Origin of the sequence: Mesorhizobium sp. M7A.F.Ca.CA.001.04.2.1, from assembly GCF_003998485.1 — a bacterium.
GTDB classification, from domain to species: Bacteria; Pseudomonadota; Alphaproteobacteria; order Rhizobiales; family Rhizobiaceae; genus Mesorhizobium; species Mesorhizobium ciceri.
Window position 1 is genome coordinate 49,898 of record NZ_RZQT01000009.1, and the last position, 12,559, is coordinate 62,456.

The 12,559-nt window shown below is 64.1% G+C and carries 14 protein-coding genes; 10 read left to right on the forward strand and 4 right to left on the reverse strand.

Annotated elements, in window-relative coordinates:
* On the forward strand, positions 1 to 1,167 hold the full coding sequence (locus tag EN955_RS05010; protein ID WP_024504046.1) for an FAD-binding oxidoreductase: 1,167 nt from the start codon (positions 1 to 3) through the stop codon (positions 1,165 to 1,167).
* A 76-nt stretch (positions 1,168 to 1,243) separates the two neighbouring features.
* Here EN955_RS05010 and EN955_RS05015 read toward each other — a convergent pair whose 3' ends face one another.
* A complete protein-coding gene (locus tag EN955_RS05015) occupies positions 1,244 to 1,669 on the reverse strand; it encodes a GNAT family N-acetyltransferase (RefSeq protein ID WP_013528786.1) in 426 nt (141 codons plus the stop codon).
* Between the two features lie 127 nt (positions 1,670 to 1,796).
* Between EN955_RS05015 and leuD the strand changes: the two genes are divergently transcribed.
* The 6 genes from leuD (at position 1,797) to EN955_RS05050 (ending at position 6,258) form a co-directional block, all read left to right on the forward strand.
* Positions 1,797 to 2,402 (forward strand): 3-isopropylmalate dehydratase small subunit, encoded by a 606-nt coding sequence (leuD, locus tag EN955_RS05020; protein ID WP_013528787.1) that lies wholly within the window; start codon positions 1,797 to 1,799, stop codon positions 2,400 to 2,402.
* A gap of 69 nt (positions 2,403 to 2,471) precedes the next feature.
* Positions 2,472 to 3,401, forward strand: a complete 930-nt coding sequence (locus EN955_RS05025; protein WP_024504045.1) for a hypothetical protein — start codon at positions 2,472 to 2,474, stop codon at positions 3,399 to 3,401.
* A gap of 221 nt (positions 3,402 to 3,622) precedes the next feature.
* A complete protein-coding gene (locus tag EN955_RS05030; RefSeq protein WP_024504044.1) occupies positions 3,623 to 4,006 on the forward strand; it encodes a RidA family protein in 384 nt (127 codons plus the stop codon).
* A 13-nt stretch (positions 4,007 to 4,019) separates the two neighbouring features.
* Positions 4,020 to 4,370, forward strand: a complete 351-nt coding sequence (locus tag EN955_RS05035) for a VOC family protein (protein WP_024504043.1) — start codon at positions 4,020 to 4,022, stop codon at positions 4,368 to 4,370.
* Between the two features lie 291 nt (positions 4,371 to 4,661).
* Positions 4,662 to 5,765, forward strand: coding sequence for a 3-isopropylmalate dehydrogenase (gene leuB, locus EN955_RS05045; RefSeq protein ID WP_024504042.1), 1,104 nt, complete (start codon positions 4,662 to 4,664; stop codon positions 5,763 to 5,765).
* A gap of 4 nt (positions 5,766 to 5,769) precedes the next feature.
* Positions 5,770 to 6,258, forward strand: coding sequence for a GNAT family N-acetyltransferase (locus tag EN955_RS05050; RefSeq protein WP_024504041.1), 489 nt, complete (start codon positions 5,770 to 5,772; stop codon positions 6,256 to 6,258).
* On the opposite strand, the gene EN955_RS05055 is transcribed toward EN955_RS05050, so the two are convergent.
* Positions 6,248 to 6,961, reverse strand: coding sequence for a DUF805 domain-containing protein (locus EN955_RS05055; protein ID WP_024504040.1), 714 nt, complete (start codon positions 6,959 to 6,961; stop codon positions 6,248 to 6,250). The two genes, EN955_RS05050 and EN955_RS05055, sit on opposite strands and share 11 nt — an antisense overlap.
* A gap of 140 nt (positions 6,962 to 7,101) precedes the next feature.
* Between EN955_RS05055 and EN955_RS05060 the strand changes: the two genes are divergently transcribed.
* Positions 7,102 to 8,520, forward strand: a complete 1,419-nt coding sequence (locus EN955_RS05060; protein WP_024504039.1) for a glycosyltransferase — start codon at positions 7,102 to 7,104, stop codon at positions 8,518 to 8,520.
* A gap of 98 nt (positions 8,521 to 8,618) precedes the next feature.
* Here EN955_RS05060 and EN955_RS05065 read toward each other — a convergent pair whose 3' ends face one another.
* Positions 8,619 to 10,493, reverse strand: coding sequence for a DEAD/DEAH box helicase (locus EN955_RS05065; RefSeq protein WP_024504038.1), 1,875 nt, complete (start codon positions 10,491 to 10,493; stop codon positions 8,619 to 8,621).
* A gap of 198 nt (positions 10,494 to 10,691) precedes the next feature.
* Between EN955_RS05065 and EN955_RS34730 the strand changes: the two genes are divergently transcribed.
* Together EN955_RS34730 and EN955_RS05070 are read left to right on the forward strand one after the other, a co-directional pair.
* Positions 10,692 to 10,841: a hypothetical protein gene (locus EN955_RS34730; RefSeq protein ID WP_164753489.1), complete on the forward strand. Its 150-nt coding sequence runs from the start codon at positions 10,692 to 10,694 to the stop codon at positions 10,839 to 10,841.
* 107 nt (positions 10,842 to 10,948) lie between these two features.
* A complete protein-coding gene (locus tag EN955_RS05070; RefSeq protein ID WP_013528795.1) occupies positions 10,949 to 11,983 on the forward strand; it encodes an aspartate-semialdehyde dehydrogenase in 1,035 nt (344 codons plus the stop codon).
* A 141-nt stretch (positions 11,984 to 12,124) separates the two neighbouring features.
* Here the strand turns inward: EN955_RS05070 and EN955_RS05075 are convergent, their stop codons facing one another.
* Positions 12,125 to 12,556: a type II toxin-antitoxin system PemK/MazF family toxin gene (locus EN955_RS05075; RefSeq protein ID WP_024504037.1), complete on the reverse strand. Its 432-nt coding sequence runs from the start codon at positions 12,554 to 12,556 to the stop codon at positions 12,125 to 12,127.
* Between the last annotated feature and the right edge of the window lie 3 nt (positions 12,557 to 12,559).

Here is a 12,559-nt window from a genome sequence, read left to right on the forward strand (position 1 = left end):
ATGCGCTACGACATCGTCATCATCGGCGGAGCCATCGTCGGCTCCTCGGTCGCCTATTACCTGCGTGAGCAAGGGTTTTCCGGCACGATCGCGCTGGTCGAGCGTGATCCGCAATTCGCGCATGCGTCAACGACGCTGTCCATGGCCTCGATCCGCCAGCAATTCTCGATCCCGGAAAACATCCGCCTGTCGCAGTTCACGCTGAAGCTGTTCCGGCGGCTGAAGGAAGAGTTCGGGGATGACGCCGATATCGGCTTTCGCGAGGGCGGCTACCTCATCCTTGCCGGCGAGGACGGCTTGCCGATCCTGAGGAGCAATCACCAGGCGCAGATGGCCGAGGGCGCCGACATTGTGCTGGAGGACGCGGATCAGCTGGTGCGCCGGTTCCCGTGGCTGTCGCCCGAGGGCATTTCAGCCGGCGCCTATGGCCGCACCGGCGAAGGCTGGTTCGACGCGCATGCGATGCTGACGCTGTTCCGCAAGGCGCTGCGGCAGAAGAAAGTCGATTTCATCACCGCAGATGTCACCGGCATCGCGCGCGATGGCAACCGCGTCACGGGAGTGAGCCTCGGCAATGGCGAGATGCTGGAGGCTGGCATCGTCGTCAACGCCGCCGGCCCGAACGCCGGCAAGGTGGCTGCCATGGCCGGGCTTGAGCTGCCGGTCGAGCCGCGCAAGCGCAATGTCTTCGTCTTCGAGGCACGCGAGAAATATGCCGACATGCCGCTGCTGGTCGATCCCTCCGGCATCTATGTCCGTCCGGAAGGCTCGGTCTACCTCACCGGCGGCGCCGAACCGGAGGAAGGCGACTGCGCACCCGATCCCGGCGACTTCGAGGTAAACTGGCCACTGTTCGAAGAGGTGATCTGGCCGGTGCTGGCGACCCGTATTCCCGCCTTCGAGGCGATCAAGCCGACCCGTGCCTGGGCCGGCCACTACGACTACAACACGCTCGACCAGAACGCGGTGATCGGTCCGCATCCCGACGTCGGCAATTTCCTATTCGCCAACGGCTTTTCCGGCCACGGCCTGCAGCAGGCGCCAGCAGTGGGCAAAGCGCTGGCCGAGCTGATCGTGCATGGCGGTTATCGCACGGTGGATTGCTCGGCGTTCGGGTATGAGCGGGTGGCGGAGGGAAGGGCGTTCCGGGAATTGAATGTGATTTGAGCGGGCAAAGGGAAGGTCCTTTTTGACGCTGGCGCGAAGGATCGCTACGGTTGCGGAACAGTATTTCCAGCGAGCCTCAGCCCTTGCGGTCGAACCAGAAGGCGTCGGCCATGCGCTTCATGCCGATACGTTCGTAGAAGCCTACGGCATCGGGCATGGAGATCAGGCTGATGGCGACCGATGGTCCAAGCTGCCGGCGCGCCTCGTCCATCAGGCCCTTGCCGATGCCGAGCCCCTGTGCCGATCGGGAAACGGCGAGTTCGGAGATGTAGCAGACCCAGGAGAAGTCGGTGATCGCCCTGATGACGCCGATCAGCGGCTTGCCCTGAATATCAAGGCGCGCGGTCAGCACCAGATTGGCGCCCGACAGCATCGCCCGCAGCCGCGCTTCATCATCGATCGGCCGTGTTTCGCCGAGGCCGGATTCGACCAGCACGCGACGGAATTCGGCGATGTCGAGCGCGGGTTCTCTTTCGTAGAGGACGTGTGCGTTTTCTGCCATGGCCGCCAGATTGCACCATCGGGCCGGCTTGTGCCACCGTGCACGAACAGTTGCCTTTTATTTGCCGCCGGCTTTGTGTAAACCGGGCCTCAGCAAATTCCCCGCAACGAAAACACGGGCAAAAGCCATGGAAAAATTCACCAAGCTCACCGGCGTCGCCGCTCCGATGCCGATCGTCAATGTCGACACCGACATGATCATCCCCAAGGATTACCTCAAGACGATCAAGCGCACCGGGCTCGGCACCGGCCTGTTCGCCGAAATGCGCTACAAGGACGACGGTTCGGAAAACCCGGATTTCGTGCTCAACAAGCCGGCCTACCGCAAGGCGCAGATCCTGGTCGCCGGCGACAATTTCGGCTGCGGCTCCAGCCGAGAGCATGCGCCGTGGGCGCTGCTCGACTTCGGTATTCGCTGCGTCATCTCGACCTCGTTCGCCGACATTTTCTACAACAACTGCTTCAAGAACGGCATCCTGCCGATCACCGTCAGCCCCGAGGATCTCGAGAAGCTGATGGACGACGCCTCGCGCGGCTCCAATGCCACGGTGTCGGTAGACCTCGAAGCCAAGGAAATCCGTGGGCCGGATGGCGGCGTGGTCAAATTCGACCTCGACGACTTCAAGCGGCACTGCCTGCTCAACGGGCTCGACGATATCGGCCTGACCATGGAGAAAGCCGGCGCCATCGCTTCGTTCGAGAAGCGCAACGCCGAACAGCGCCCCTGGGCCTGAGCGGCGCGCTCCGGACGGATGGATCTGGCCTTTCGGGCCGGTTCGCGGCGACTGAGTGGAGGGACAGTCATGACACGTTCGCTTCTTGCCGGCCTTTGCGGGCTGGCCTTGTTGCTGGGGCAAATCGCCAGCGCGTCTGCGCAGACCCAGACGCCCGCCACACAGCCGGCCCCGGCGACGGAGCAGCCGTCCGCCGATCAGGGGACGAACGCCGCCGATGCTTCCGATGACGACAAGCAAGCTCCCGTCCCATTCGAAGGCGGCACGCTGACCATCACCCAGAAGGAACAGTATGGCGAGAAGGTGCTTGCCTATGACGGCAAGCAGTTGGCCAGCAATTACGATGTCTTCTTCGACAAAACAGTCGAGGTCGGCGGCGTCAAGGTGGCGCTGTTCGATGTCGGCGACGGCGGCAACCAATGCGGGCCGGCGACGGTGATCGTCTGGAAACCGGAAGGCGGCACGATCCAGAGCACCACGGTCGAGCAGGACCAGTGCGGCGCGCCGCCCTCGGCGGTGTCCGACAACGCCATCTATTTCGTGCCCTACCTGTTGCCGGGAGATCAGAAGCCGGCTTTGCAATGGTCGCCGACCGACGGGCTGACGATTTCGGGCAATCTTACCTACATGCCGGAACCCGGAACGGACTGGAAAGACATCGATCCGGAAAAGTACCAGAACATCATCGACGCCTTCCACAATGAGGCCGTCTACAAGGAAGCGGAAAAGCTGCTCGGCAAGGACATGGCCGACATGGCGACCAGTCTGCTGGTCGGCGGCGGCACCGAAAAGACCGCTTCGGGCGCCTTCTACGCCAGCGGCTGCGTGCCGCATGACTGCGGCGGCAATGACGGCTTCATGGCGGTCGACCCGGCCCAGCACAAACTCTACTTCGCCCGCCGCGGCGACAATGGCCAGCCGCAGGCGTGGCCTGGTGTGGCGACATGGCCGGCGGATGTGAAGGCGGCGTTGGACAAGGCGCTGGGGGCGGCAAATTAAAGCTTTAGCGTTGCGCAGCACCCCCTCGCTTTCGTCATCCTATGGTCTGCGCCGCGTCGCTACGCTCCTTGCTCCGCCATAGGATGACGACGGAAGGGATGCTTCAACCAATCTCGGAGGTTCGCGCTTCGCTTCCGGGATAACAGTTTGCCTGGCTTGGCCCACGACCCGCGCCGTTCCGCCTGCTAATGCTGGCCGACAACCCAAGCAAGGCCCCTCATATGCGCAAACTCATCTCCACCGGTTCGCCGTTCGAAAAGACCGCCGGCTATTCGCGCGCCGTGGTGCAGGGCGACTGGTGTTTTGTGTCCGGCACCACCGGCTACGACTATGCGACGATGACGATGCCGGAGACGGTGGAGGCGCAGACGCGCAATTGCCTGGCGACGATCGGCAAGGCGCTGAAGGACGGCGGCTTCGAGATGGCTGACGTGGTGCGGGCGCATTACTACATCACCGACCAGGCGTTCGTGGATGTAGTCTTCCCGATCCTCGGCGAGACGTTCGGTGACATCAGGCCGGCAGCGACGATGATCGTCTGCCAACTCAACAAACCGGAAATGAAGATCGAGATCGAGGTGACGGCGCTGCGGCGCACGGCCTGAAGGGCGACCGACGATGAAAGTCCAGCGCATCGTTGCCAATATCGAGACAGCGGATGTCGCGGCGGCGAAGCGTTTCTACCAGGATGTGCTCGGTCTCGACGTGCTGATGGACCTCGGCTGGATCGCAACCTACGGCTCCGATGAAACGATGCAGGTGCAGGTCAGCTTCATGGCGCAAGGCGGTTCCGGCACGCCGGTGCCGGATCTCTCGATCGAGGTCGACGATGTCGATGCAGCGCTCGATGCCATGAAGGCGGCGGGCTTTGCCATCGAATACGGACCGGCCGACGAGCCCTGGGGCGTGCGGCGCTTCTACGTGCGCGATCCGTTCGGCCGGCTGATCAACATTCTCTCGCATCAGTGATGACGTATGCCGGCGGGACAGCGCCCCCCTCTGGCCTGCCGGCCATCTCCCCCTCAAGGGGGGAGATTGGATGTCGCCTCGGCGTTCGCCAATCTCCACGTCAGAAAGAAGAGGCGAAACGATAATGCTGCCAATCTCCCCCCTTGAGGGGGAGATGCCCGGCAGGGCAGAGGGGGGCGCTACGGATCACCAACGAATCGGGTTATCCGTGATCGCTGCGTTCCTGCTTGCATGCAACTCGCTTGGCGTTTAGCAAGGCCGCGGTTCAAATCTTTCCAGGACGGTTTCTCCATGGCAACGAAGCATCTTTTCCTGCTCCCCGGTGACGGCATCGGTCCTGAGGCCATGGCCGAGGTCAAGAAACTGATCGCGGTCATGAACGACAGGCTCGGCAGCGGTTTTGCCACCGATGAGGGGCTGGTCGGCGGCTGCGCCTATGACGCGCATGGCGCGGCGATCTCCGATGCCGACATGGAAAAGGCGATGGCGGCCGACGCGGTGCTGTTCGGCGCCGTCGGCGGTCCGAAATGGGATGCGGTGCCCTATGAGGTGCGCCCGGAAGCCGGCCTGCTGCGCCTGCGCAAGGACATGGAGCTATTCGCCAATCTGCGCCCGGCCATCTGCTATCCGGCGCTGGCGGCGTCCTCCTCGCTCAAGCAGGAGGTGGTCGAAGGTCTCGACATATTGATCGTGCGCGAGCTGACCGGTGGCGTCTATTTCGGCGAGCCCAAGCAGATCATCGATCTCGGCAACGGACAGAAGCGCGGCATCGACACGCAGGTCTACGACACGTTCGAGATCGAGCGCATTTCGGGCGTCGCCTTCGAACTCGCGCGCACCCGCAAGAACCACGTCACCTCGATGGAAAAGCGCAATGTGATGAAGTCGGGTGTGTTGTGGAACGAGGTCGTCACCCAGACCCACAAGGCGCGCTATTCCGACGTCAAGCTCGACCACATGCTGGCCGACGCCGGCGGCATGCAGCTGGTGCGCTGGCCAATGCAGTTCGACGTCATCGTCACCGACAATCTGTTCGGCGATATGCTGTCCGATATCGCCGCTATGCTGACCGGCTCGATCGGCATGCTGCCGTCGGCCTCGCTCGGCGCGCCTGACGTGAAGACCAAGAAGCGCAAGGCGCTCTACGAGCCGGTGCACGGTTCGGCGCCCGACATTGCCGGCAAGGGCATTGCCAACCCGATCGCCATGATCGCCTCCTTCGCCATGTGCCTGCGCTATTCCTTCGGCATGGTCGATGAAGCCGACCGCGTCGAAGGCGCAATCGCCGCCGTGCTCGACGCGGGCCTGCGGACGAAAGACATCATGTCCGATGGCATGACCGAGGTCGGTACGGTTGAGATGGGCGACGCGATCATCGCCAAATTCCTGGGCTGATACCGTGACGGTCGGCGTCCGCTGGGCGACGATCGAGGACGCGACGACGCTCGCGACCATGTTTTGCGAGATGGCGGAACATTATCGGCAACCGCCTCTCGATGCCGACCGGGCCCTGTCTGCGGCACGAAAATGGCTTGGCGAGGAAAGCCCGGCCTATCCGCATTTCGCGCTCGCCTTCGTCGAGGGCGAGGTCAGCGGCCTGGCGTCGGTGGCGATCGCGCATCCCGGTATCGATCTCGAGCGGCTGCTGTTCCTCAAGGACCTGTTCGTGCGCGACAAAGCCCGCAACGCTGGTGTCGGCCGGGCGCTGATCGGCTTTCTCGCCGATCATTGCCTGCGCGAAGGCATCGGCCGCATCGACCTGACCAGCGAGGACTGGAACGAAGGCGCGCAGCGCTTCTACGACCGGCTTGGCGCAGAACGCCACGGCCAGAAGGTCTTTCTCAGGCTTTCGGGCGAGGCGCTGAAGGCGATCATCCCTAGACCCTGACGCCCGCCGGCACCGGTCCCCACTGGTTTTCGCGGGCCTGCGTCGGGATCAGCGCGAAGACCAGGATGATCAGGCTGCCGATGGTCGGGATCAGCACCACCAGATAAAGCCAGCCCGAGAGGCCGATGTCATGGATGCGGCGAACGGTCATGCCGAGGCTGGGCAGCAGTGTCGCCAGGACGAAGGTGCCGCAAAGGCCGACGGTTACCGCCGCCGATACGCTGCTGTCGAAATTGCCCATTTCATTGTCGGCGAAAAGACCGATGCCGCCGATGACAAGCAGCGAGACCACCCAGAACAGGAAATAACCCCAATATTCCTTGCGGCGGGCGCGACCGGCGAAATTGAAATAGTTCTGCGTCACGCCACGCCAGAAATAGCCCCAGAGATCGCTGGGCTCGGCTGTCTCGGAAGACCGGCCGAAATGCTGCGCAGGACTTGGGGCTGCTGCAGGCGGAACGCTGGCCTGGACTGGTGCGGCTTTGATGCCGGGCTCAGCGGCGGCCGGAGCGGCGGTCGGGGCGGCGATCGAAAAGACGTCGCGCGCCTGGCCGCCGCCTGGCTGGAACTCGACGGCGGTACCGTTGGGCATGGCGGTTTCCCGGCGTAAACTCTCGCGGGTGAAGGTGTAGCGGTTCCCGTCGGCTCCGGTGATGAAGCCGAACCCCTGGTCACCGTCATAGTGAAGCACTTCACCGCGCATGGGCCACCCTCTTGCCACGTCCCGGCCAAAGGTGTGGCACAGGGCCGAGCCGATGGGCAATACCGGGCAGCACGGCTACCGTCTTCGCGGCAAATGAAGCATAAGGCATCGAGTGCAACCGCCTTCGACAGAAGCAGAACATGACAGTCGAGAGTCCTGACAGTAAAACCGTGATTGAAGATGGAGGGGAAAGAAGGCCTCCCAGGCTGGCCATCGACGCCACCGGCCTGACGTTCTGGCCGTCCGGCCAGGGACTTGTCGGCATCCCACGGGTGGAAAGCTTTCTCGTCAGCGCAGCCCTGGCCGATCCCGACCCTAGCGTGGAGGTGGTGGCGTTCCGACCGTGGGAAGGCCGGTTTCGCCCCCTCGCTCCTTTCGAGCAGGACCATGTCGCGACGGGCGAGATTTCACCCTGGCGCCTCAAACGATGGCCTGGGAGGCGCACGGCGATGTCGCAGGCCCTCGAAGCGGTGAGGCAGCAGCCATGGGGCAAGCGCGACGCCGACCGCCATCTCGCCAAGACGGTGACCCATGGCCGCAAAGGCATTGCCTATCAGGCGACGAAGCTGCTGATCCGGGCCTATCGTCTGTACCAGCGGGCGCGAGTCCGGTCGGCCCCGCGTCAGGATGTTCCAGGCCAACCGGCCGAGACTGAACGCGGCTTTGTCCTGATCAGCCATCACATTCTGACCGGGGACGACCGAGTCGCCGTCTCCGGGCGCGCCGGTGGCCTCGCGTTTCTTTGCCATGACCTCATACCGACACTGCGCCCCGACCTCGTTGGTATGAGCCCTGGCGAGGCGCGTTTCGGGTCATATCTCGAACACCTCGTGCGTTCCGGCGCGCCGGCATTTTGTGCATCCGACGAAGTTGGCTCGACGCTGACCGATCATATGCAACAGGCAGGCGTCACGCAGCCGGTGGTATACCGGTTTCCGATGCCTTCCATCCTGTACGAGACGGCTTCGCGCATGGGCGAGACTTCGCGCATCGAGGCCGCCGAGCCATTCGTGCTCTACTGTTCGACCATCGAAGTGCGCAAGAACCACATCCTGCTGGCACGGATCTGGCAGCAGGCGCTCGACGAAGGCGTCAAGCTGCCGAGGCTCGTCTGCGCCGGGCGCTGGGGCTGGATGATCGATCCGCTGCGCGCCTATCTCAAGGCCCATCCGAGACTGCTCGAGCGGGTTACGTTCACCGGAGCGATCAGCGATGAGGAGCTCATCCGATACTACCGCAGCGCTTCCTTCGGCGTCTTTCCCTCGCATATCGAGGGCTGGGGCTACGGCGCCTCGGAATGTCTCGATTTCGGCGTTCCCGTCATCGTCTCGACCGCGCCGTCGCTGATCGAGGCGAGCGGCGGGCTGATGCCGGCGATCGATTCCAATGACCAGGCGGGCTGGTACGCTGCGATCCGCCGGATGGCGGAGGATCCGGAATGGCGCTCGTCGCTGACGGAACGCATCGCAAAGCAGCATCGCCCGACGCCGGCGTCGGCCAGCTGGGCTGCCATCAAGGCTGGCCTGCAGGCAAGCGCGTCCCTCCGGCCGAAGTCCTAGAGCAATTCCAGGAAAAGTGTGCAGCGGTTTTCCCTCGGGAATTGCGTCAAAACAAAGAGTTAGAGCAGATCGCCGTTTCCGTGAAACGGTGAAATGCTCTAGGCGGGCCGCTTCTTCGCCTTCTTGTGCTTGGGCGCGCCGGTGGTGTCGAATTTCGGCTTGCCCGGCTTCTTCGCCCATGGCTTTGCGTCATGCGGGGCGGCCGGGCGCTGATCGGCTGCTGCCGGTGCACGTTTTTCGAATTTGCGCTTCGGCGCGTTGGGATCGAACGGCGCCTTGCCGCGATGCGGCTTCTTGTCGGGGCTTGGCGGCTGATAGCCGGCGCGCGACAGATCGGGCGTACCGTCGAGCCGCTTCACCAGGATGTTGCCTTGCAGCTTCCGGTCGGGACCGATCGCGGCCAGGAAGCGGTCTGCCCAATCCGCTGCGATCTGCACGTAGGTCTCTTCCGGCTGCATCTTGATGGCGCCGATCTCTCGCTTCGAGATGCTGCCGGTGCGGCATAGCATCGGGATGAGCCAGCGCGGTTCGGCATTCTGCCGGCGCCCGATCGACAGCGAGAACCAGACGCTGTCGCCGAAATCGTCGCGGCGGCTGGGCGCCTCGTCGCGGCGCGCGAAACCTTCGCCCGCCGGCCTTTCACGCGACGGCGTGAAGGGCGCGATCTCCATGAGATCCTCGGGGGCCGAGCGGCTGGCGCGGCACTGGCGCACGAAGGCAGCGGCCACCTGTTCGGCGCCATGCCTGGCGAGCAGCGCGTCGATGAAGGAGCGCTCGTCCTCCTTCACCGGCTCATCGAAAGCCGGATCGGCAAGGATGCGCTCGTCGTCGCGCCGCATCACGTCGTCGGCCGAGGGCGGGCTCGCCCATGTCGCCTTGAGGCCGGCGTTCTGCAACAGCCGTTCGGTGCGCTTGCGGGCGCTGTTGGGCACGATCAGCGCGCTGACGCCCTTGCGCCCGGCGCGGCCGGTGCGGCCGCTGCGGTGCAGCAGCGTTTCCGGGTTGGTCGGCAAATCGGCGTGGATGACCAGCTCAAGATTGGGCAGGTCGATGCCGCGCGCCGCGACATCGGTGGCGATACAGACTTTTGCGCGGCCGTCCCGCATCGCTTGCAGCGCATGGCTGCGCTCATTCTGGCTGAGCTCGCCCGACAGGGCGACGACGGAGAAGTTGCGGTTGTTGAAGCGCGCGGTCAGATGATTGACGGCGGCACGCGTGTTGCAGAACACCAGCGCGTTCTTGGCTTCGTAATAGCGCAGCACATTGATGATGGCGTTCTCGCGGTCGGGCTGGGCGACGCTCAGCGCCCGATATTCGATGTCGAGATGCTGCTTCTCCTCGCCGGCGGCCGAAATGCGCACCGCATCGCGCTGATAGCCCTGGGCGAGCGTGGCGATCGAGCGCGGCACCGTGGCCGAGAACATCAGCGTCCGGCGTTCGGCCGGAGCGGCGTCGAGGATGAATTCGAGGTCTTCGCGAAAGCCGAGATCGAGCATCTCGTCGGCCTCGTCGAGCACCACCGCCTTCAGCGCCGACATGTCGAGCGAGCGCCGGGTGATGTGGTCGCGCAGCCGGCCGGGCGTGCCGACGACGATATGGGCGCCACGCTCCAGCACACGCCGCTCCGAGCGCATGTCCATGCCGCCGACGCAGGACGCCACGGTGGCGCCGGTCAGTTCGTAGAGCCATTCCAGTTCGCGCGTCACCTGCAAGGCGAGTTCGCGCGTCGGCGCCACCGCCAGCGCCAGCGGTGCGGCGGCGTGGCCGAAGCGCTCCGCGCCCTCAAGCAGGGTCGGCGCCAGAGCGAGGCCGAAGGCCACCGTCTTGCCGGAGCCGGTCTGCGCCGAAACCAGCGCATCGGCCTCGCCGAGCTCGGGCGCCACGACCGCCTTCTGGACGGGCGTCAGCTCGGAATAGCCGCGTTTCTCCAGCGCCCTGGCAAGCGCTGGAACAAGTGCTTCGAAGTTGGACATCTCACTCTTTCGGAATTTTAGGGTCCGCGCTCATCACGGAGCACATGCCGGGGCGGGCCTCGCGCCAGCCAAACAATCTTGGCCGTTCGTACTTCGCGCAGCCGCGATTGTACAGGGCGCGCGCAAAACCAGGCGCCGCTCGGCAATTGACTCTTGCCGCAAACCGCGTAAAAGCCGGCACCGAACGGGACAGTTTCGATGCGCGGCCTTTTGACGGCTCTTCCTGCATTCGATGCCCCCAGCCTCAATGCACATCATTGGGCCGGGCGCGTCGGCGCGTCTCCTCGTTTCAGCAAAACCGCATTCTTGGCCAAGAAAACTGGCAAAACCACCACCAAAACGGTGTGATTCCCTTGGCCTAGCCACCCTCTCCCGGGTTCGGCCCGGGGGACGGAACCCGCAGCGGCCAGCGGGTTTCTCCAAAAACCAAGCGGAGAGGGACAGGAGATTTTTCGATGAGTTTCAAGGTAGCGATCGTCGGCGCCACGGGCAATGTGGGCCGGGAAATGCTCAACATATTGGAAGAGCGCGGCTTTCCGGTAAGCGAAGTCGTGGCGCTGGCGTCGCGGCGCAGCCAGGGCACGGAAGTGTCGTTCGGCGACCGCACGCTGAAGGTGAAGACGCTCGACCAGTATGATTTTTCCGACACCGACATCTGCATCATGTCGGCCGGCGGCAGCGTCTCCAAGGAATGGTCGCCGAAGATCGGCAAGCAGGGCTGCGTCGTCATCGATAATTCGTCGGCCTTCCGCTATGACCAGGACGTGCCGCTGATCGTGCCGGAAGTGAACCCGGACGCGATCTCGCTGTTCACGCGCAAGAACATCATCGCCAACCCGAACTGCTCGACAGCGCAGCTGGTGGTGGCGCTGAAGCCGCTGCACGACTTCGCCACCATCAAGCGCGTCGTCGTCGCCACCTATCAGTCGGTGTCGGGCGCCGGCAAGGAAGGCATGGACGAACTCTTTACCCAGACCCGCGCGGTCTTCGTCGCCGATGGCGTCGAGGTCAAGAAGTTCACCAAGCGCATCGCCTTCAACGTCATCCCGCACATCGACGTCTTCCTCGACGACGGCTCTACCAAGGAAGAGTGGAAGATGGTCGCCGAGACCAAGAAGATGCTCGACCCCAAGATCAAGCTGACGGCGACCTGCGTGCGCGTGCCGGTGTTCATCGGCCATTCGGAAGCGGTCAACATCGAGTTCGAAAAGCCGATCACCGCCGACGACGCGCGCGACATCCTGCGTGAGGCGCCGGGCTGCCAGGTCTTGGACAAGCGCGAGGACGGCGGCTACATCACGCCGCTGGAATCGGCCGGCGAAGACGCCACCTTCATCTCGCGCATTCGCGAGGATTCGACCATCGACAACGGTCTGTCGATGTGGATCGTCTCCGACAATCTGCGCAAGGGCGCGGCGCTCAACGCGGTGCAGATCGCCGAGCTTTTGGTCGAGCGCGGCCTGATCCAGCCGAAGAAGAAGGCGGCCTGACGGCCGTTTAGTTTTCGCTCACGGGCCGTATCGCCGCTGCCGCGGCGGGCCCTCCGCGGGGGCGCCGGACGACCGGCGGCCCGCGGTCGCGGCCTTCCGGGATGCTTCTTGCTTTTCCCCGTGTCGGATACGGAGGACGGGTCAGTCGCGCGGCACCTGACGGCCTTGCCCGGCTTCCCAGATCGTCCTCAAGCGCTCCACCAGTGATGAAAACAGCCGGGGCGGCAACAGGCCGTAGTCATAGCGGTCGGTGGAGCGCGGCACCGGACGAAGGTCGTAGCCTGGCCACGCGAAGCGATTGCCTTCGTGGAGCATCACCCATGAACGCTCGCCGTCCAGTTCCAAATGACGCTTGACGGCTGGCGGCAGCTCGATCGCCAGCGACGGATCGGCCGGCGGTACATGCGTGACAGGCACCACCGTCACGATCAGACCATCGGCGCCGCGTTCGACGGCTAGCACGATCACGCAAGGGCGATCTTTCCGCCCTTCGTCCTGTCCGGCTTGATGTTCATGATGCCACAGATATGCATAGGAGATGACGAGGCCGAGCTGTGGGGCGGGAAGCGGCATGCC